The 20,009-nt window shown below is 73.7% G+C and carries 13 protein-coding genes; 7 read left to right on the top strand and 6 right to left on the bottom strand.

The genetic code is table 11. The features are described from left to right. The first annotated feature begins 105 nt into the window (after positions 1–105). Positions 106–1,692 carry a hypothetical protein gene (locus WMF17_RS12435; protein WP_437649568.1) on the top strand — a complete coding sequence of 529 codons (1,587 nt, stop codon included), beginning with the start codon at positions 106–108 and terminating at the stop codon, positions 1,690–1,692. A 98-nt stretch (positions 1,693–1,790) separates the two neighbouring features. On the opposite strand, the gene WMF17_RS12440 is transcribed toward WMF17_RS12435, so the two are convergent. The 3 genes from WMF17_RS12440 to WMF17_RS12450 all read right to left on the bottom strand — a co-directional run bounded on the left by WMF17_RS12440 (position 1,791) and on the right by WMF17_RS12450 (position 4,883). After that, complete coding sequence (locus tag WMF17_RS12440) at positions 1,791–2,993, bottom strand: CaiB/BaiF CoA transferase family protein (protein ID WP_437649570.1); 1,203 nt, start codon at positions 2,991–2,993, stop codon at positions 1,791–1,793. Positions 2,994–3,198: 205 nt separating this feature from the next. Further along, positions 3,199–3,582 (bottom strand): SCP2 sterol-binding domain-containing protein, encoded by a 384-nt coding sequence (locus tag WMF17_RS12445; protein WP_437602255.1) that lies wholly within the window; start codon positions 3,580–3,582, stop codon positions 3,199–3,201. A gap of 143 nt (positions 3,583–3,725) precedes the next feature. After that, on the bottom strand, positions 3,726–4,883 hold the full coding sequence (locus WMF17_RS12450) for an IMP dehydrogenase (protein ID WP_437649572.1): 1,158 nt from the start codon (positions 4,881–4,883) through the stop codon (positions 3,726–3,728). A gap of 660 nt (positions 4,884–5,543) precedes the next feature. Between WMF17_RS12450 and xseA the strand changes: the two genes are divergently transcribed. From xseA to WMF17_RS12465, 3 genes are read left to right on the top strand one after another with little or no spacing between them, the layout of a single operon-like run. Continuing rightward, positions 5,544–7,271 (top strand): exodeoxyribonuclease VII large subunit, encoded by a 1,728-nt coding sequence (gene xseA / locus WMF17_RS12455; protein WP_437602257.1) that lies wholly within the window; start codon positions 5,544–5,546, stop codon positions 7,269–7,271. Then, positions 7,258–8,244 (top strand): shikimate dehydrogenase family protein, encoded by a 987-nt coding sequence (locus tag WMF17_RS12460; RefSeq protein ID WP_437602258.1) that lies wholly within the window; start codon positions 7,258–7,260, stop codon positions 8,242–8,244. Before xseA ends, WMF17_RS12460 begins: the two co-directional genes overlap by 14 nt. Further along, positions 8,241–10,415, top strand: coding sequence for an amylo-alpha-1,6-glucosidase (locus WMF17_RS12465; RefSeq protein WP_437649574.1), 2,175 nt, complete (start codon positions 8,241–8,243; stop codon positions 10,413–10,415). Before WMF17_RS12460 ends, WMF17_RS12465 begins: the two co-directional genes overlap by 4 nt. Positions 10,416–10,439: 24 nt before the next feature. On the opposite strand, the gene WMF17_RS12470 is transcribed toward WMF17_RS12465, so the two are convergent. Together WMF17_RS12470 and WMF17_RS12475 are read right to left on the bottom strand one after the other, a co-directional pair. Beyond that, positions 10,440–11,363, bottom strand: a complete 924-nt coding sequence (locus WMF17_RS12470) for a DUF4123 domain-containing protein (protein ID WP_437602260.1) — start codon at positions 11,361–11,363, stop codon at positions 10,440–10,442. Between the two features lie 273 nt (positions 11,364–11,636). After that, complete coding sequence (locus WMF17_RS12475) at positions 11,637–13,235, bottom strand: oligosaccharide flippase family protein (RefSeq protein ID WP_437649576.1); 1,599 nt, start codon at positions 13,233–13,235, stop codon at positions 11,637–11,639. A gap of 57 nt (positions 13,236–13,292) precedes the next feature. Between WMF17_RS12475 and WMF17_RS12480 the strand changes: the two genes are divergently transcribed. Both WMF17_RS12480 and WMF17_RS12485 read left to right on the top strand, forming a co-directional pair. Further along, positions 13,293–14,039: a class I SAM-dependent methyltransferase gene (locus tag WMF17_RS12480; RefSeq protein ID WP_437602262.1), complete on the top strand. Its 747-nt coding sequence runs from the start codon at positions 13,293–13,295 to the stop codon at positions 14,037–14,039. 247 nt (positions 14,040–14,286) lie between these two features. Then, complete coding sequence (locus WMF17_RS12485) at positions 14,287–15,531, top strand: glycosyltransferase family 4 protein (RefSeq protein ID WP_437649578.1); 1,245 nt, start codon at positions 14,287–14,289, stop codon at positions 15,529–15,531. A 25-nt stretch (positions 15,532–15,556) separates the two neighbouring features. On the opposite strand, the gene WMF17_RS12490 is transcribed toward WMF17_RS12485, so the two are convergent. Next, on the bottom strand, positions 15,557–16,717 hold the full coding sequence (locus WMF17_RS12490) for a glycosyltransferase family 4 protein (RefSeq protein WP_437602264.1): 1,161 nt from the start codon (positions 16,715–16,717) through the stop codon (positions 15,557–15,559). Between the two features lie 349 nt (positions 16,718–17,066). Between WMF17_RS12490 and WMF17_RS12495 the strand changes: the two genes are divergently transcribed. Further along, complete coding sequence (locus WMF17_RS12495) at positions 17,067–19,898, top strand: cation-translocating P-type ATPase (RefSeq protein WP_437649580.1); 2,832 nt, start codon at positions 17,067–17,069, stop codon at positions 19,896–19,898. Positions 19,899–20,009: the final 111 nt, after the last annotated feature.

A 20,009-nucleotide genomic window follows, 5' to 3' on the forward strand; every position in this document is an offset into this window, starting at 1 on the left:
GTCGAGGTCTCCCCCGGCCCCTGCGGGCTCGCCGGGAGGGGGGCGGAGGGGCTCGTCCAGTCGTCTGTTAGGTCCTGGATCCCACTTGGGGTAACCTCGGGCGCGATGGTTACGCCTCGCCTACGTCTCGGTCAGCTCCTGGTCGACGCGCGGATGATCACCCAGGACGCCCTAGAGAGGACCCTGGAGCAGCAGCGCACGGACGGCCGGCGGTTGGGGACGCTCCTCGTCGAGCAAGGTCTCATCAACGAAACCCAGCTGACGCAGATCCTGTCCCACCAGCTCGCTGTCCCCTGGGTCTCCCTGCTGCACATCGAGTTCTCGAGGCAGCTGCTCAACCTCGTGCCGCACGACGTGGCCGAGCGTTACTGCCTCGTCCCGATCTACGTGCGCCACGTCCGCAACCAGGGCGAGACGCTCTACGTCGCGATGGACGATCCGACCAACGAGGACGGCATGAAGGAGTGCATGGCGTTCTCCGGCCTGCCCGTGCGCGCGATGATCGCTCCGCCGAGCGACATCCGGAACGCGATCCGGGTCTATTACGGGGCGCGCGCCCGCTCGGTGCCGCCGCCAGCGGCCGCGCCGCCGGCCCAGGCGAACGAGCCTCCGTCGCGGGCGCGCCCGGTCGACCCGCCGCCTTCCTCCGAGCTCTCCGGAGCGCCGGAGAGCGCCAGGCACTCGGAGGAGGTCTCGTCGACGCCGGAGCCCTTGCTGCTGACGCGGCCCGCGCTCCGCGCCGAGGCGCGGCCGGTCGATGACGCGGTGCCGGCGATCGAGACCTCCGACATCGACGCCGCCGAGATGGGCGTCATGGAGGACGAGCTGGCGTGGGAGCCGGCTCGCCCCGCGACGCGGCCCGAGGAGCGGGAGCTCCCTGGGCAGCCGGAGGAGCAGGAGATCCGCGGGCGGCCGGAGGAGCGGCTGATCCGCGGGCGGCCGGAGGAGCGGCAGATCCGCGGCCGTCCCGACGAGCGCTCGCGGCCGACGCTGAAGGTCGCGCCGTCGCCCGAGCTGCTCGCGGCGGCGCAGGCGGCGCAATCCGCGCAGGCGGCGCAATCCGCGCAGGCGGCGCAGCCGGCGCAGGCCGCGCAGTCGGAGCGCCGGAAGACGCTGCGCCCCAGCTCCGCGCCGGGGCCGCTGACGCCGCCCGCCAGCGAGTCCGCGCGGAGCACGGACGCGGCGCCGACGTCGAGCTCGCCGGCCGCGGCGCTCCTGGGCGCCGTGCTCGGGCGCGCCAGCGCCGCGGCGCGCACCGTCCCGGAGAGCGCCCCGGACCACGGCGAGGAACCCCCGAGCGAGCGCGAGGTGCGCAACATCCCCGCGCCGCAAGGCCGAGGCCGCCGGCGGATGGTCTCGCTCACCCTCCTCGACGGGACGACGATCACGCTCCCCGCGCGCGGGACCAAGCCCCAGCAGCAGCAGCAGCAGCAGCCGCCGCGGCAAGCAGCCCCGGCCCCGCGGGCCGCCGCCCAGTCCGAGCCACCGCCCCCGCTCACCACGGACGATCCGGGCCTCACCGCGCGCGACCTCGTCTCCGCGCTCCGCGCCGTCTCGCACGGCGCCGACGCGAGCGAGATCCTCGGCAACAACGTGCGCTGGGAGGCGATGTTCGCCGCGCTCCTGTCGCTGTTGCTCAAGAAGCACCTCATCGCCGACTGGGAGTTCGTGGACGAGCTGAAGAAGATCTGACGCGAAAGGATGTGCGCCGGGCGCCTCTGCGAGCGCTCGGTGCGTGCGTCCTCGGCGTGCGGAGCGATCTTCTTCGCGACGGGCGAGGCGCCTGATCCTCAGCGCGCCTCGCGCGCCGCGCCGGCGCGGATCAGCGCGTCGATCTCGTCGTCCGAGAAGCCCGCGTCGCGCAGGACGGCGCGCGTGTGCTCTCCGGCGCGGGGCGCCGGCGCGAACGCGACGCCTGCCGGCGTGACGGGCGTCCTGAGCTGAGGGATCGGGCCGCGCGGCGAGGCGATCTCGAACAGGAGATCGCGCGACGCGAGGTGGGGATCGGCCGGAGCGCTCCGCGGATCGAGCACCGGCTCGAGGCAGCAGTCGCGCTCGGCGGCGAACGCCTCCCACTCGGCGCGCGTCCTTCCCCCGAAGACCGCGGCGACCTTGCGCTTGAGCCCGGCCTGGTGCGGGCCGGGGACGAGCGCGCTCAGGTCGGGCTCGATCCCGGCGCCGTCGCAGAACGCGACCCAGAACTTCGGCTCCAGCGCGGCGAGGGCCATCGCGTGCCCGTCCTTCGAAAGGTAGGTGTTGTACGGCGCGAGCCCGCCGGTGAGCGGCTCGTCGCCCGCTCCGCGCGCCCCCGCCGCTGCCCCTTCCCCGTCGCGCGCGGGGTCGCCGCCCGCGAGCGCCGCGGCGAGCGTGGGAAGCGCGAAGCCGAGCGCGCCGTCGGTCATGGCGATGTCCAGCACCGCGCCTCGCCCGGTCCGCTCGCGCTCGCGCAGCGCCGCGAGGATCGCGATCGCGCACCACATCCCGCCGCTCACGTCGGCGACCTGGAAGCCAGGCACCTGCGGTGGGCCCTCGGCGGGCCCCTGCGCGCCGAGGACTCCCGCGCGGGCGAGGTAGTTCAGATCGTGCCCCGCGCGCGTGGCGAGGCTGCCCGTCTGACCGTAGCCGGTCAGCGCGCAGACGATGAGCCGCGGGTTGTCCGCGCAGAGCGCCGCGTGGCCGATCCCGAGCCGATCGAGCACCCCCGGGCGGAACTGCTCGAGGAGCACATCGTACGTCGCGACGAGCCGGCGGAAGGCGTCGCGCCCCTCGGGCTTCTTCAGATCGAGCAGGGCGCTGCGCTTGCCGCGGTTCACGAGCTGGAACGCCGCGGATTCACCGGCGATCTGCGGGGGGAGCTGCCGGAGGCGATCGCCGCCGGCGACGTCCTCGATCTTGTCCACCGTCGCGCCGAGATCCGCGAGCACGAGGGTCGCGAAGGGGCCCGGCAAGAGCCTCGAGAGATCGAGGATGCGCGTATCGGTGAGCGGGCGCATGGCGGCCTCCCTGTCGTTCTCGTGGTGCGCGGGAGAGGGGTCGAGGAGGAGCACCGAAGGACGCCGGTTGCGTCCGAGCCCACGGCGTGAGGCGGGCACCTCGAGGTCGGGGAGGTGAATGCAGGGGCTGCGACTCACCAGCAGCCCGTCGCCGGCGCCGGGCGCGACGCCGGAAGGGGACGGCGGGGCCCCGCCGACGCCGGGATCAGCCCGCGTTGAGCTGGAACAGCTTCGGGAGCTTCATCGCGAGCATCTGGTTGCCCGCGACCTTCAGCTTGCCCGCGAAGAAGAGCGGCATCGAGTTGGCCTGCGGGTTCTCGTGCAGCTTCTGGAAATCCTCGGTGCTGAGCGAGATCGTGACGTCCGCGCTGCCCGGGCTGCCCGAAGCGATCTTGGGCCCGGTGTCGGACAGGTCGATCAGCCATTCGCCGCCACCCTCGCCCGTCACGTTGATCTGGTACTTCCCGCCGATCTGCTTGGCCGCGTCGGAATTCTTCGCCAGGGCAGCAGGTAGCTCCTCGTTGAACAGTCTCTGGATATCGACGGCCATGGATCGCCTCCGGATCTCGTAGGGGACGTGGTGACTCAACCTCTGGGTACCAGCGCGGTTTACCCGTGCCCGCGCGCGGGCGTCAAGCGAAGCCCGACGCTGGAGCGCGCGCGCATCGTACCGCCAGGGACGTCTATCGCTACCGCCTTGTCGCGCCGTCAGGACGGACCTGGTAAGCGTTTTCATGCACGCGCGCGCGGCGCTTGCGCGGCGGGTCGGGGCGCCTTGTCCAGCGCGGATCGGATCGGGACCATCAGCAGGCGATCGATGGCGACGCGCTCATCGGAGGGCGGCGGGCTCTCCGGGATGCCCTGCATCAGCCGGAGGTCGCGGAGCGCGCCGCGATCGAGCGGGCCGAGCGACTTCCCCAGCCCGTCGAGCGCGGGCGTCATCGCAGGGAGCAGGCAGACGAGGAAGATCTCGCTCGTGCCCTGACGCACCCACGTCCCCTGGTACACGGCGACCGCCTGCCCGAGCGCCTCCTGGAAGACGAACGCGCGCCACTCGAGCGGCGCGGTCAGATCGAAGACGCGCCCGCCGGCGCGGAGCTCCCCGCTGTCGAGGATGAGCGTCGCGCCGCGCGCGTCGGTCAGCAGAAAGCGATCGAGGCACCCCGGCGAGCGCAGCGTGAGCTCCTCGATGAGCGCGGCGAGTACCGGCGGGCCGAGCGAGATCGGCTCGCCGTCCGGGCCGATCGCCTCGAGCCCGACCTCGTCGGAGCCCACGACGGACGCGCGGTCGAGCAGCGCGGCGAAGGTGCGGCGCGCGGGGCCATCGAAGCTGGCCCCGACGCAGGACATCCCGGCGCTGGAGCTGAGCAGGGCGACGATGCGATCGCGGCGCGGCGTCGCGAGGAGCGTCACGCCGAACCGCTCGCGGGTCGTGAGCAGCATGTGCTCCCCGACGCCGCCCTTGCCCCGGAGCTGCAGCTGATCGCCGTCGAGGCTCAGCCCGCGTCGGCTCGCCTGCGCGGCCGGCAGGAGGGGCCGCCGCCCCCGCGCGAGCAGCGCCACCGCCGCCGCGACGAGGGCGACCGGCAAGAGCGCGCGGAGCATCACGCTGCGCGCGGTCGCGACCACCACGAGCGCGGCCACGAGGAGCGGGATCGACCAGAGCCGTCGAGCGCCCGTCCCCCGCGCCGGCGCCGGGTCGGGAGCGGTCGCGTCGAACCATCGCGTCTCCGGGGAAGGCATCACGACGTCGTCGCTCGCCGGCTCGCCCGGGCGCTGCACGGCCGGCCAGCCTGTCGCAGGCGGAGGCTCGTGCGCGCGTGCCTCGATCGGTGGGAGCGTGGCGACGGACCCAAGAGGGTCCTTCTGGCCCTTCGCCTCGCGTCCCATCGCACCTCCACCCCAGCCGAAAGTTCGGCGTAGAATAGCATTGAGCGGGGCCGGAGCGAGAGGAGACTTTGGGGCGACGCGCTGCGTAGGCAGCGCGCTGACCGGGAACGTCCGGGCGCGCCGGGCTTTGGATGTCGTCGCGCCACGCTCAGCGGCGCGTCGCGATGTGTCGCGCCGCGCTCAGCGGCGCGTCGCGATGTGTCGCGCCACGCTCAGCGGCGCGTCGCGATGTGTCGCGCCACGCTCAGCGGCGCGTCGCGATGTGTCGCGCCGCGCTCAGCGGCGCGACAATGCGCCAGACCGCGCGCCGTGGCCGACGGCGGGCGGCGGCGAGCGACGCGTCATTCCGCGGGAGTCGCGGTGGGGACGCAGCGCTCCGCCGAGGCTCGGCGACGGAGCCCGCGTCGCGGCGACCGGCCTGGAACTCAGGGCACAAAAGGAGATTCCCGTGAAAGGGGAGGCTCGTCCTGATGCCCGCGACGGCGTGCCCGGCGACGGCGCGCCGTATGCGCGCGATGACATCGCGCGCGTACGGACGCCGGTCGTCCACTCGGTGATGGGGTGGGCCACCTGGAGCCTCGTGTTCATCCTCGAGGCCTGGCGCGGGATCGGGCCAGCGAGAGTCTTTCCCCAGGCCGAGCAAAAGGGTAGGTCTGCCCTGTGCAGCGCCGCGATATCACGCCCGAGCTCTCGTTTGCGGCCCTTCCCGCAGCCGAGCCGCGCGAGCTCACGAGCCCGCCGACCTCGCGCCGCCCGAGGGGCGCCGAGCCGGAGGTGGTCTCGGTCGCGGAGCTGGATCGCCGGCTGAAGCGGATCCTCGAGGGGTCGACGGCGGACGTTCGCGTCGAGGGCGAGATCTCGGGCCTGCGCGTCGTGGGCAGCGGTCACGCCTACTTCACGCTCAAGGACGAGAACGAAGAGGCGGCGATCGACTGCGTGATGTACCGGACCGCCGCGCCGCGCGCGCGCAAGCTGCTCGCCGACGGCGCCCGCGTCGTGCTCACGGGCCGCGCCACGGTCTACGTGCCGCGCGGCCGGCTCCAGTTCTGCGCGGATGACGCGCGCCTCGCCGGCCGCGGCGCGCTGCTCGAGGCGCTCTTCCGCCTCAAGGAGAAGCTCGCCGACGAGGGGCTCTTCGCGCCGGAGCGCAAGCGCAAGCTGCCGGTCGATCCTCAGATCATCGGCGTCGTCACGAGCGGCGACGGCGCGGCGATCCACGACATCGTGACCGTCGCGTTCCGCCGCGGCGCCGCCCGGCTGATCCTCGCGCGCACGCCGGTGCAGGGCGCCGGCGCGGGGCAGCGGATCGTGCGCGCGATCGCGCTGCTCGAGGAGTTTCCGGGCATCGAGGTGATCATCGTGGGGCGCGGGGGCGGCTCCGCCGACGACCTCAGCGCGTTCAACGAGGAGATCGTCGTCCGGAAGGTCGCGGCCGCGCGCGTGCCGATCGTGAGCGCGGTCGGGCACGAGATCGACGTCGCGCTGACCGACCTCGCCGCCGACGCGCGCGCCGCCACCCCCTCGCAGGCGGCGGAGATGCTCGTCGCGGACGCGGCCGCGCGCCGCGCGGCGCTGGAGCACCTCGAGGCCCGCATGCGCCGCGCGATGGCCCACCGGCTCCGGGCCGCGCGGGCCGACCTCGACCGGCAGCGCGCCCGGCTCGGCTCGCCCGCGCAGATCCTGGCGGAGCCGCAGCAGCGGATCGACGACGCCATGGCGAGGCTCCGGCGCCGGATGGAGCGCATCGTCGTCGAGGACCGCGCCGGGCTCCAGCGCCTCGAGCGGCGGCTCGCCGCGCGCCACCCGCGCGCGGTGCTCGCCGGCGCCCGCGGGGCGCTCAGGCCGCTGTCGGTGCGCCTCGCCGCGGCCACCCGCCGCCACGTCGCCCTCCTGCGGGAGGGCTTCGCGAGCGACGTCGCCCGGCTCGAGGCGATGTCGCCGCTCCGCGTGCTCGCGCGGGGCTACGCCATCGCGACGGACGCGTCGGGGCGCGCGGTCCGCGATCACCGCGAGGTCGCCCCGGGCGATCCGATCGCGGTGCGCGTGCACCACGGCGCGCTGCTCGCGCGGGTCGTGGCCACGGCAGGGCCGGACGAGCCGCTCGTCGAGCGCAGCGCGCCCGCGGCGCCCGCGCCAGCCGCCGCCGCGGCCGCGGCGCCCGCCCCGCCGGCGCGCCAGAGCGGCGGACCGCGCGCTCCGGCGACCGGCCGCGCGACGAGGCGCGGCAGGGCGCAGCCCGGCGCGCCCGCGTGCGAGCAGCTCGGGCTCGGCTTCGCGGCCGACGAGCGCGCCCCGACCTTCGGTCGCGCGGGCGCCTCCGGCCAGGTCTCGGCGGGGCAGGGCGGAGCAGAGGCCGGCCCGGAGGAAAGGCATCATGTCGAACCCTGAGCGGCGAATGTTCGGTCTGGTCGGGCACCCGGTGGGCCACTCGGTCTCGCCGGCCATGCACTCGGCCGCGTTTCGGGCCCACCACCTGCCCCACATCTACAGCGCGTTCGACGTGCCCACCGGCGCGGAGCTCGCGCGCTTCGTCAGCGACATCCGGAGCGGCCTCATCGCGGGCGCGAACGTCACCATCCCGCACAAGCGCGCGATCATGTCGATGGTCGACGACGTGGACTCGAGCGCGGCCGACGTCGGCGTCGCCAACGTCCTCTGCGCGACCGAACCGCGGCGCGTGGCGGCGCACAACACCGACGTGATCGCGCTCCGCGACGAGCTCTCGCTGCTCCTGCGATCCGACCCGCCCCAGGGGGACGATCCGGAAGGGCGGCACGGCGCCATCGCGAGCCCGCGGCAGCGCGCGCTGATCATCGGGGCGGGCGGCGCGGCGTTCGCGGCGATCGCCGCCTGCAAGCTGCTCGGCTACCACCTCATCAGCGTGACCACCCGGTCGTGGACCAGCACCGAGGCGATGCTGGAGTCGCCCGCGGGGCAGCGCGCGTCCGAGCTCGGCGCGCTCACGGCCCCCTGGCCGATCTCGACCGAGCGGCCGATCAGCAGCAAGTCCTCGGTGGCGCTGCGGCTCAACTGGAGCGAGTTCGCCGTCGCCGCCGACCTGATCATCCAGGCCACGAGCGCCGGGATGCTCGGCGGGCCGCCGGGCGAGGAGGTCACCAGCATCATCCCGTGGGACTCGCTCTCGCCGAGCGTGTGCCTCTACGACGTCGTCTACAACCCGCCGGTGACGCCGTTCCTCCGCACGGCGCGCGAGCGCGGGCTCCGCGCGTCCGATGGGCTCGGGATGCTGGTCGGCCAGGCGGCGCAGTCCTTCACGCTCTGGACCGGCCTCCCGGCGCCGGTCGAGGTGATGCGCGCCGCCGCCGAGGACTCGCTCAGGAAGGCCACCGGCGGTCGATGAGCTCTGACGGATCCCGGAGGCACGCTCCGCCTCACGACGCGCTCTCGTCCACGCCCGCGACGTCGCGCGCCCAGGGCGCCGCGCTGGAGCACGCCTCGCCCTGGCCTCACGTCGAGGTGCGCGGCCAGCTCTCGATCGCGCGAAAGGAGTGGCTGCACACGAACGGCGCGGGGGCCTACGCGAGCTCGACGATCGCCTGCATGCACACCCGTCGCTACCACGGGCTGCTCGTCGCGGCGCTCGACCCGCCGCGGCGCCGGCACGTGATGCTCTCGCACGTCGACGCCAGCGTCCGCCCGATCCGGCAGCAGGGCGCGCCGGCCGAGCGCCGGGCGTCGTGGCCGCGGTGGGACCTCGCCAAGCACCAGTTCCCGGGCATCGACCCCGAGATCAGCTCGTTCTACCTCGAGCGCTTCGATCAGGATCCTCTCCCGCGCTGGGCGTACGCCCTGCCGGGCGGCGAGCTCGAGGTGACGCTCGGCCTCGTGCGCGGCGAGAACGCGGCCGTCCTGCGCTATGCCTGGAGCGGGGCGGAGCCGGTGATGCTGACGCTGCGCCCGCTCCTCGCCGCCCGCCATATGCACCAGCTGCTCCGCGAGAACGGCGGCATCTCCCAGAAGGTCGAGCTCCGCGCCGGCGCGCCGCGCGGCGAGCCCGGCTCGGGGCGAGACCGCCCGTCGCTCGGCGAGGTCCGGGTGCAGCCGAACCGCGCGCTGCCGCGGATCTGCTTCCGGTACCAGGGCACGTTCGTCGGCTCGCAGGACTGGTGGCGCCGCTTCGAGTACCTCGGCGAGCAGGAGCGAGGCCTCGACTTCCTCGAGGATCTCTGGACGCCGGGCCACTTCGAGACGGTGATCGGCGCCGAGCCCGTCCACCTGCTCGTGGCGGTGGGCGCGCTGCCCGAGGACGAGCCGGAGGACCTGCTCGCGGCGGCGAGCGCGGCGATCCGCGCCGAGGACCCCGGGCCCCGGCGGCCGCTCCTGGAGCGGCGGCTCACCATCGCGGCAGAGACGTTCCGCGCCGACGCGGCGCCGCGGCCCGGCGTCGTCGCGGGCTACCCCTGGTTCGAGGTGTGGGGCCGCGACGCGCTCATCGCCCTGCCCGGCCTCTACCTCGTGCCGCGCAAGACCGAGGGGGCGATCCGCGTCCTCCGCGCGCTGATCGACGCCATGCAGGACGGCCTCGTGCCGAACCGGCTCCCCGACGCCGGCGAGCCCGCGGAGTTCCACACCGCGGACGCGACGCTCTGGCTGTTCGAGGCGGCCCGCCTGCTCGCCGACGCGATCGGCGACACGCACCCGTTCGTCTCGGGCGAGCTGCTCGGCGCGCTGCGCGACGCCTTCGAGGCCGCCCTGCGCGGGACCCGCAACGCGATCCACATCACGGCCGACGGCCTCTTCGCCGCGGGCCGCGGCGGCGAGGGCGCGATGGACGGGCTCACGTGGATGGATGCGCGCGTCGCGGGCCGCGCGGTCACGCCGCGCGCGGGCTGCCCGGTCGAGCTCACGGCGCTGTGGGCGAAGGGCTCGGAGACGCTCGCGCGCCTCGCGCGGGCCGCCGGCGACGAGCGCCTCGCGGAGCGGGCGGAGGCGGCCGCGCGCGCGGCGCGCCGGGGCTTCGCCGGCCGCTTCTGGTGCGAGGCGACAAGCTACCCCTACGACGTCATCTCGGAGCACGCGGACGGCGAGGGCGCGTTCCGCGACGCCTCGATCCGCCCCAACGCGGTGATCGCCGTGGCGGTGGATCCCGCCTGCTTCACGCCGGAGCAGGCCGCGTTGCTGCTCGAGCGGGCCCGTCTGGAGCTCTTGACCCCCGCCGGCGTGCGCTCGCTCTCGCCGGCCGACCCGGCCTACGCGCCCCGGTACCAGGGGGTCCCGGAGGCGCGCGACAACGCCTACCACCAGGGCACGGTCTGGCCATTTTTGCTCGGGTTCTACGCGCGCGCGGCCCGGCACTCCTCCGCGCTCGGCGAGCACGTCATCCCGCTGCTCCAAAGGCTGGTCATCTCCGCGGCCGCCAACGAGATCGCGATCGGCCAGGTGCCCGAGGTCGCGTCCGGGGAGCCGCCGCACCTCCCCGGCGGCTGCTTCGCTCAGGCCTTCAGCGTGGCGGAGCTCCTGCGCGCGCTCGCCTGGGATCTGCCCGGTCAGGACCCGGGCGCGCCGCGCTGAACGCCTGGCCCGCGCCGCGCGCCCTCAGCCCTCGCGCTCGAGCGTCGACGCCTCGCGGATCGCCTTGCCGCCCTGCGCGGTGAAGCGCAGCAGCTTGCCCGGATCCTCGGCCTCCATCGCGAAGGCCTCGATCTCCTCGAACAGCGCCTCGATCTTTCGCGGACCGCACGTCGGCAGGAAGCCACGGAGCACGCGCGGGTCGTAGAAGCGGAAGTACTGCTGCTTGCCCGTGCCGCTCTCGACCAGGAGGAACCGGCGGAGGTGCTTCCGCACGTCGCCGAACGCGCGGTGGCTCGTCAGGAAGACGCCCCAGCTGTCGCCCCAGCCGCTGTCGACAAGCGCGTCGAGCAGGGTGGACCCGTGCGGGAGGCGCACGAGCGTGGGGCCGACGTCCGCGAGGATCTCGCCCTGGAAGCCGGTATAGAGCGAGGCGGTCTGCTCGCCCGCGTTGCCGAGGAGCAGCCGGATGCGCGGGTCCCGGGCGGCGTCGACCACCGCGAAGAGCGGCGAGCGCTCCTGCCGGAGCCGCGCCCGCGCCGACGCGGTGAACGGCGCGCCCGTCGCGACGAGCTCGGTCCTCCGCGCCCGGCGCGAGGGCGGGGCGGGCCGGGTCGGCGCGCAGCGGCGGTTCGGCTCGCGGCGCACCACCTCGAACAGGGTCGCCCCCGCGCGGATCTCGTCGCCGTGCCGGAGCGACACCTCGCGCGCGCGCTCGCGGTTGACCTGCGTCCCGTTGCGGCTCCCCAGGTCGCGGAGCAGGTAGCTGCCGTCGATCTGCTCGACCGAGAAATGCAGGGCGGAGAGCTCACCGTCGCTCGTGATCGAGAGATCCGATTCGGGCGCGCGGCCGACGAGCAGCGGACGGTTGCCGGGGATGTGCGCGCTCTGTCCGGCCATGGGGCCCGAGACGACCTGGAGAACGAATCCTGCTTCCTGGTCTTCGCTCATGGTCGTCTCCATCGCACAAGGCGCCGATCCGGCCGGCGAGTAAGCCTAGAACACCGATCGGCGGGAAATCCACACGAAGCCGGGAACCACGTGGGAGACGATCGGGAGACTATCAATCTTTTCCTGCCTTCCAGGTGACCGGCCCCGACGCGCAGACCGCGCGGATCCCACGTCAACCTGCGTGTTGCCGCCCGAGACAGCGATGGCAGGTGATGTGGTTTCGAACGGTCCGGTCACATCGCCCGGCCAGGTCGGTCGAGCGCGGCGCTCGCGTCAGCCATGGCGGCTGCGCAGCGGATCGAGGCGGAGCCAGCGCGCCACGAACGCCCGGTCCTCGGGGGCGAGCACGCCGGTGACCCGCGCGGCCACGAGGTAGAGCCCCGCGTAGAGCGGGGCCCCGAGCGCGAGGCAGAGCGCGGGGCGCGTGTCGACCGCGCCCGTGAGCAGGAGCGCGGTGAGCGGCGCAGCGGCGACGATCGCGGTGGCCGCGACGCGCCCGTAGTGGCCCCACGGGAAGACGCCGCGCAGGCCGACGCCGGAGAAGCGCGCGATGTAAGCCACCGTCGAGCTGATCACGAGCACCTGGGTCAAGACGGCCGAGAGCGGCGCGCCGACCATGCCGATCGTGGGCAGGAGGACCAGGTTCGCCACGGCGTTGAACACCATCGACAGCACCTGGATCCGCAGGATCATCGACGTCTTCCCGAACGCCATCAGCATGATCGCGTACGCCGTCACGCGCAGCGGCAGGAGCGCGGAGTAGATGCGAAACGGGACGGCGGCGCCGGCGTAGGCGTCGCCGTAGACGGTGCGCATGAGCGGCTCGGCGAAGAGGAGGAGGAACGCCGCGACCGGGAGCATGATCAGCGTCGTCTTGCGGATGCCCGAGTGCCACAGGTCGATCGCCGCCCTCGCGCCCTCCCCCGGCGTCCGCCCGCTCTCGACGCGGGCGACGAGGTCGGGGAGCATCGTCGAGGCGACGGAGTAGGCGAGGATACTGACGAGCGGGAGCTCCTGCGCGCCGACGGCGAACTCGGCGTACAGCCCCGCGCTGAAGAAGATGCCGATGACGACCTTGTCGAGCTTCTGGTTGAAGAGGCCGGCGAAGCGCGTCACCGAGAGCGGGAGCGCGTAGGCGAGCTGCGCCTTGACGCCGCCCGGGAACGGAGCCGCGGCGACGTCCTGGAACAGCCGCGCGTAGAGCCGGTACGAGAGCCAGAGCCGGAGGGCCTGGGTCGCGCACTGGGCGGCCACGATCCAGGTGATCGAGCACCCGAGCGCGGCGGGGCCGATCGCCCCCGCGGCGTTCGACAGCGTGACGACCAGCGCGACGCCCGCGGACTTGCGGTGGTTGTTCGTCGCGATGAAGAGCGGGCCGAAGACGCTCGCCGGGTACGCGATCATGCTCATGAGGCCGATGAGCAGGAGGAGCTGCATGACGCCCTCGCGGCCGTCGAGGAAGACGCTGGGGACGAGGGCGAAGGCCGAGAAGGCGAGCGCGGAGAGAGCCCCGAGGCCGAGCAGGAGGAGCATGCTCTGCCGCACAAGCCCGCGGAGCTCGGCGCGGGTCAGCTTGGGCGCAAAATAGAGGAACGACTCCGGAAGATAGAGCTGCGCGAGATCGCGCCCCGTCATGAACAGCATCGTCGCGAACGCGAGCACGCCGTACTCGGCCTTGCCGAGCAGGCGCACCACGACGACGCCCTGCACGAGGACGATGAGGGTGTTCACGAACTGCCCTCCGACGATCATCCCGATCCGATCGGCGAGCGACGTCCCCTGCGCCTCGGCGGGCGCCGGCGCCTCCCGGGCGGCCTGCGGCGAGCGCGAGGGCGCGCCTGGCGCGACCTGGGTTGGCTGCTCGTCCCGCATGGCGGCTCGGTAGCACATCCTTGCCTGCGCGGCGGCCGCCGTGGCATGCGAGTCGCGATGCCTGATCATCTTTCGCAGGACCTGGAGGACAGCGGCTTCCAGCAGGATCTCGAGGCGATCAACCGGTACTACACCGAGCGCTTTTTGCCGGCGAACCCGTGGGCGAGCCTGCTCAATGCGTACCCGTACCTCGTCGCGCGCCAGCGGCAGCGCCGCATGCGCGAGGCGCTCGTCGCGTGCGGTGTGCGCACGCACGAGGCGCTGCGCGAGATGTCGGTGCTCGACGTGGGCTGCGGGTCGGGCTCCAATCTGGCGTGGTTGGTCGAGCTCGGCGCGAACTCCTCGCGCCTCACCGGCATCGATCTCGTCGCGCAGCGCACCGACATCGCGCGCTCGCGCTTCGCCGGCATCCGCTTCATGGCGGGCGATTTCCTGAAGGCCGATGTCGGCGGGCCGTTCGACATGGTGATGATGCTCGCCGTGCTGTCGTCGGTCACCAACGCTGAGCTCAAGCGGCGCCTCGTGGACAAGGCGCTCGCCCAGCTCAAGCCGGGCGGCGTCTTCTTCCTCTACGACGTGATCTCGCGGCGCCACGTCCCCGGCACCGCCGAGTACCAGCGCCTCACGTTCGCGGAGATCGAGGGGTACGTCGCCCCGCGCAAGGTGCGCTACTTCCGCAAGGATCTCCTGAGCCGCGGCGTCGCGGAGCGGCTCCTGCCGCGCGTGGGCGTGACCGTGACCGAGCTCGTCCAGGCGACCCGGCTGTTCAACATCGACGGGACCTTCGCCTACATGCGCGGTTGATCCCTGGCTCGATGGATGAGGCAAAATGCCCCGCCAGAACGCCCCACCGGGGTGGCGAGCGAGCGGATCCTGAGCCGGTTCGTGCTCGTGCGCGCGGCGCTCGTAGCGGTTCTGCGTGGCGGGCGCCACGTCGAGGCGGGCGCCACGTCGAGGCGGGCGCCACGGCGGGGCGGTGAGCCGGGGCGGGGCGCTTCGACAGAGGCGCCACCGCGGTGGGACCGTGTGTTATCACGCGCGCGGTCCCGATATGCCGCAGCGCCGCTTCCTCCTGATCAGCTACTTCTACCCGCCGCACGGCGGCGCGGGCGTGCAGCGCGCCCTGCATCTCAGCCGGATCGCGCCCTCCCTCGGCTGGGAGCCGGTGGTGCTCGCGTCCGGCCAGCGCGGCAGGACCGCGGTCGACCGCTCCCTCCTCTCCAAGGTCCCGCGTGGGGTCCGCGTCGAGCGCACGCGCGCCGCGGTCGGCTTCGGGACGCTCTTCGGCGCCCTGCCGGTCGACGCGTACCTCGGCTGGCTCCCCTTCGCCCTGCGGCGGCTCTCCACGATCCTCCGCGAGGAGCGGTTCGATCTCGTGTTCAGCACGTCGGCTCCCTTCACGGCCCACCTCCTCGGGGACCACGCGCGGCGCGCGCTCGGCGTCCCTTGGGTGGCCGATTTCAGGGACCCGTGGACCGACAACAATTTCCTGCCGCTCTACCGCGGCGAGGGCCCGATCGCCCGGATGCGCCAGCGCGTGGATCGGCGCATCGAGGAGCGCATCTTCGCGGGCGCCGACGCGGTGCTGGTCACGGCGGACCCGTTCCGCTCGCTGCTCGTCGAGCGGCGCGGCCTCCCTGAGCGCAAGGTGCGCCTCGTGCGGAATGGCTTCGACGCGGAGGACTTCGCCGAGCCCTATGCGCCCCGGCCGGACGGGGGCGATCGCTTCCGGCTCCTGTTCGCGGGCAACATGTACGGTGACTACAACCTCGCGTCGGTGTTCCGCGCGGCGGAGCGGCTCCTGTCGCGGCGCGCCTTGCCGGGCTTCGAACTCTCCATCGTGAGCCCCGCGGGCGCGTGGGCAGAGCGGGAGGCCACGAAGTACCCGCACCTCCGGCCGCACCTCCGGGTCGAGAAGCCGGTGCCGCACGACCAGATCGTGGCCCGCTACCGGGACGCCGACGCGCTCGTGCTGTGCGCGCTGGATCCGCTCTCGACGCCCGGCAAGCTCTACGAGTACATCGCCGCCGGCCCGCCGGTGCTCGCCTTCGTGGTGCCCGGGACCGACGCGGCGCTCGTGCTGTCGCGGACGGGGGCAGGGGAGGCGGTCCCCACGGACGACGTCGAGCTAGGGGCGCTGGCGCTCGAGCGCGTCTACGATCGCTTCCGCCGGGGGGAGCTGCCCGCCCGGCGCGAGGGCGAGATCGCGAAGCTCACACGGCAGGCGCAGGTCGCCGAGATCGTCGCGCTGTTCGAGCGCCTCGCCAGCGATCGGGGCGGGGCGCGGGCGCGCTGAGCGCAGCACGCGGGCGCGCTGAGCGCTACGCGTGCTGGCCCGAGGCCGCCGCGGCGGTGGCGATGGCGGCGCGGTAAAGCGCCTCGAACTGATCGACGCACCGCTGCCAGTCCGCATGCTCCACCGCCCACGCGCGCCCGCGCTCCGCGAGGCGCGGCCGGAGCTCGGGCTCGTCGAGCAGCCGGTCGAGCGCCGCGACGAGCGCCGCGTGCTCGGAGGCTGGGACAAGGAGCGCGCGATCGCGACTGAGCACGCCCTCGTAGGCCGGCAGGGCGCTCGCGACGATCGGCACGCCGAGCGCCGCGAGCTCGCAGAACGTGGACGGCACGCCGTCGACCTCCAGCAGCGAGACCGCAGCGTCGGCCATCACGTAGAGGCCAGGGAGCTCGCTGTACAGGCACGGCTCCGCGAACCTCACGCTGGCCTCGACGTCGAGCTCGCGCACAATCGACGTCAGCTCCCGCACGTACGGGAGCTCCTCGCGTCGGCCGTGCAGCTTGATCACGAGGACGCCCTCCCTTGCCCACCGGCTCGCGGCGAAGGCGCGGAGGATGCGATCGACGTGGTAGTGCGGCTTCGTCTGCCGCGGGCTCAGGAGGACGCGCTTGCCGGGCTCGATCCCGAGCTCGCGCCGGAAGCGCGCCGCCCCGTCGAGCGACCGTTGCCGCTCGAACGTCGCGAGGTCCACGCCCCAGAGCACGATCTCGCAAGGGACGCCGCGGGCGCGCTCGCCCATGCGCGCCCGCGCCCTCACCAGCAGCGGCACGCTGTCGGCGCTGACGGCCGAGGCGTGGGACAGCACGTGGTCGACCCTGCGGACCGTCCGCCGCGACTTGTGGATCACCTCGGGGTTGATGTCGGAGCCCCACGCCGTGGCGACGATCGGCGGGCCCCCGCGCATCCTCGACCAGAGGTCGTGCCACGGGCGCAGGAAGTTCAGGTGCACCACGTCGACGCCGAGCTCGCGCACGCGCCGTCGCGCCCAGAGGCACCGGAGCGCCTGGGGGATCAGGGAGGAGACGAGCCTCAGCTCCTCGCAGCGCTGCCCGTACTCGCGCCGTATCACGTCCGCGATCCCGGGCGCGTCGCAGAGGATGACCCGGTGGCCCCGGGCGGCGAGCGCGGCGCCGAGGCGGGCCTGCTGCGGGGCCCTCGGATCACCGTGGAGGAGCACGGTCAGACGCACGGGGCGCGTGTACAGGACGACCCCGCCCGCGTAAAGCGTCGCGCCGGTGTCACGCCACAACGCGCTGGGTGTCAGGCGCGGATCACGGCGTGCTCGCCGGCGCCCGCTGCGCGTCTTGCGCAGGCACCGCGCGCCGGTGTCCCGGAGTGGGGCGAAATTCCCCACCGGGGTGAAAAGGTTCCCTCGATTCCAGGGGGCGAGCTGACCGGAATGCTGAACAGCCCGGTGACGCCCTGGCATGGGACGTGCCGAGAACGCCGCAGCCACGTGCAAACCGCGTGGTACGAAGCTGCCATAGCCCGTGAGCGCGGCGCGCACAGCGCAGCTGCACACCGCAGGAGATGACTCCATGTCCCAACCCGTCCTCCCACCATCGGCCGCGATCGCCTGGCACAACCTGTCTGCCAGCGATGCGCTCTCCAAGAGCGAGAGCGCCGAGGCGGGCCTCGCAGACGGCGAGGCCGCCCGGCGGCTCGAGGCGGTCGGGCCGAACGTGATCCAGCGCGCCAAGGGCGACGGCGCGCTCAAGCTGCTCTTCCGTCAGATCAACGACCCGCTCATCTACGTGCTGCTCGCGTCGGCGGCCCTGGCGATGGCCATGGGCGAGGCGATCGACGGCGCGGTCGTGCTGGCGGTCGTGGTGCTCAACACCGCGATCGGCTTCGTGCAGGAGTTCCGCGCGGGCAAGGCGATCGAGGCGCTCGTCGACATGGTGCCCCAGACGGCCACGGTCGTGCGCGGCGGCCAGCGGAGCGCGATCCCGGCGGCGAACGTGGTCCCCGGCGATGTGGTGGTGATCGAGGCCGGCGACAAGGTCCCCGCCGACGCGCGGCTGCTCTCGGTGAAGAACCTCCGCGTGGACGAGTCGGCGCTCACCGGCGAGTCGGTGCCCTCCGACAAGCACGTCGCGGTGGTCCCCGAGGACGCCGGCGTCGGCGACCGCAAGAACCTCACCTTCGGCGGCACGCTCGTGACGAGCGGCACGGCCACGGCGGTGGTCATCGCCACCGGCGCCGCGACCGAGCTCGGCCGCATCTCGTCGATGCTCCACGAGGCGACCGAGATCGAGACGCCGCTCACGCGCTCGATGGCCAAGGTGGGCCGCGTGCTGACGATCGCCATCGTGGCGGTCGCGCTCATCATCGTCGGGGTCGCGCTGCTCCGGGGCTACCCGCCGGTCGACGCGATGCTCGCGGGCATCTCGCTCGCGGTCGCGGCGATCCCGGAGGGGCTGCCCGCGATCATCACCATCTCGCTCGCCATCGGCGTGCAGCGGATGGCGCGGCGCCGGGCGGTGATCCGGAAGCTGCCCGCGGTCGAGACGCTGGGCAGCACGGGCGTCATCTGCTCCGACAAGACCGGGACGCTGACCCGGAACGAGATGACGGTCCGCGCCCTGTGGACGCCTCCGACCGGAGCCGCCGGGGGCGAGGCCGAGGAGACGCTCGAGGTGACCGGCGTCGGTTACGCGCCCGTCGGCGAGCTCCACCGCGGCGGCGCGCCGGCCGGCGAGGTGCCCGAGGCGGTGCGCGCGCTGCTCCGGGCGGGGATGCTCTGCAACGACGCGCGCATGAAGCGCGAGGGCGACGCCGGGGGCATCGAGGGCGACCCGACCGAGGGGGCGCTCGTCGTCGCGGCGCAGAAGCTCGGCGTCGACGCCGACGGGACGCGGCGGGAGTACCCCCGCATCGACGCCGTCCCGTTCTCTTCCGAGCTGCAGCTCATGGCGACGCTCAACGAGGCGCCCGGCGGAGGCCGGGTGATCTTCATGAAGGGGGCGCCCGAGGCGGTGCTCGGCCGCGTCGCGATCGGCGAGGCGGAGCGCGCGCACGTCATGGCGCAGGTCGAGCGGATGGCGGCGCAGGGCATGCGGGTGCTCGCCGTCGCGTCGCGGCCCGCGGACGGCGGCGCGGCGTCGCTCGACGAGGCGCACCTCGCGGAGGGGTTCGCGCTCCTCGGCCTCGAGGGGATGATCGACCCGCCGCGGCCGGAGGCGATCGACGCGATCAAGGCGTGCCACGAGGCCGGGATCACCGTGAAGATGATCACGGGCGATCACGTGGCGACCGCGAGGGCGATCGGCGAGCAGCTCGGGATCGTGGGCGAAGGCGGGCGGGCGATCAACGGCACCGAGCTCGCGCGGTTCTCGGACGACGAGCTGCGCGCGGCGGTGGCGTCGACGAACGTGTTCGCGCGCGTGGCGCCGGAGCACAAGCTCCGCCTGGTGAGGGCGCTGCAGGCCCAGGGGAAGGTCGTCGCCATGACGGGCGACGGCGTGAACGACGCGCCGGCGCTGAAGCAGGCGAACATCGGCGTGGCGATGGGGATCACGGGGACGGCGGTCTCGAAGGAGTCCGCCGACGTCGTGCTGACGGACGACAACTTCGCGAGCATCCAGGCGGCGGTCGAGGAGGGGCGCCGCGTCTACGACAACCTGGTCAAGGCGCTCGCGTTCGTGCTGCCGACGAACCTGGGCGAGGCGCTGATCCTGCTCGTGGCGGTGATGACCTTCCCGGTCATCGGCGGCGCGCCGCTCATGCCGATCACGGCCGTCCAGATCCTGTGGGTCAACCTGGTGGCCACGGTGGCGCTCTCCCTGCCGCTCGCGTTCGAGGCGATGGAGAAGGACGTCATGAGCCGTCCGCCGCGGGATCCCAGCGAGCCGATCCTGAGCCGGTTCGTCCTCGTGCGCACGGCGATCGTCGCGGTGCTCATGACGGTGGGCGCGATCGGGCTCTTCTTCTACGAATACTTCACGGAGGTGCGCGACGGCGTCGTCTCGGAGGTCGCTTACCGCGAGGCCCAGACCGCGGCCGTCACGACGGTCGTGCTGTTCCAGATCTTCTACGTGATCAACTGCCGGTCGCTGCGCGACTCGCTCCTGAAGATCGGGCTCTTCTCGAACCCGTGGATCTACGTCGGGATCGGCGCGCTCCTCGCGCTGCAGCTCTGCTTCGTCTACGCGCCGTTCATGCACACGCTGTTCGGCTCGGCGCCGCTCCCGCTCGACACGTGGGTCAGGTCGACGCTGGTGGCGATGACGATCCTGCCGGTGATGAGCGCCGAGCGGTGGTGGCGCCTCCGCCGGGCGCGGCGCGCGGCGGAGCGCGAGCGCGAGCGCCGGACCCCGACGTCCGACGTGCGCGGCGTGGCGGCCGCGGTGGCGAACCGCGGCGCCTAGCGGCGGGCGGGAGCGGCGGGAGCGCCGGCTGCACGAGGTGCGGCCGGCGCCGCTGCGCCGCGCGCGCTGCGCGGCGAAGATCCTCGCGCCATCGTGGCTGCGCGCGGGGAG

This window comes from Sorangium sp. So ce362, assembly GCF_051519845.1.
In the GTDB taxonomy this organism is placed as follows: Bacteria; Myxococcota_A; Polyangia; order Polyangiales; family Polyangiaceae; genus Sorangium.

Coding starts and splice junctions, on each gene's coding strand:
- WMF17_RS12460 (WP_437602258.1), top strand. CDS start 7,258: ATGTCGAACCCTGAGCGGCGAATGTTCGGTCTGGTCGGGCACCCGGTG.
- WMF17_RS12440 (WP_437649570.1), bottom strand. CDS start 2,993: ATGCGCCCGCTCACCGATACGCGCATCCTCGATCTCTCGAGGCTCTTG.
- WMF17_RS12465 (WP_437649574.1), top strand. CDS start 8,241: ATGAGCTCTGACGGATCCCGGAGGCACGCTCCGCCTCACGACGCGCTC.
- WMF17_RS12470 (WP_437602260.1), bottom strand. CDS start 11,363: ATGAGCGAAGACCAGGAAGCAGGATTCGTTCTCCAGGTCGTCTCGGGC.
- WMF17_RS12480 (WP_437602262.1), top strand. CDS start 13,293: ATGCCTGATCATCTTTCGCAGGACCTGGAGGACAGCGGCTTCCAGCAG.
- WMF17_RS12495 (WP_437649580.1), top strand. CDS start 17,067: ATGTCCCAACCCGTCCTCCCACCATCGGCCGCGATCGCCTGGCACAAC.
- WMF17_RS12475 (WP_437649576.1), bottom strand. CDS start 13,235: ATGCGGGACGAGCAGCCAACCCAGGTCGCGCCAGGCGCGCCCTCGCGC.
- WMF17_RS12485 (WP_437649578.1), top strand. CDS start 14,287: ATGCCGCAGCGCCGCTTCCTCCTGATCAGCTACTTCTACCCGCCGCAC.
- WMF17_RS12435 (WP_437649568.1), top strand. CDS start 106: ATGGTTACGCCTCGCCTACGTCTCGGTCAGCTCCTGGTCGACGCGCGG.
- WMF17_RS12450 (WP_437649572.1), bottom strand. CDS start 4,883: ATGGGACGCGAGGCGAAGGGCCAGAAGGACCCTCTTGGGTCCGTCGCC.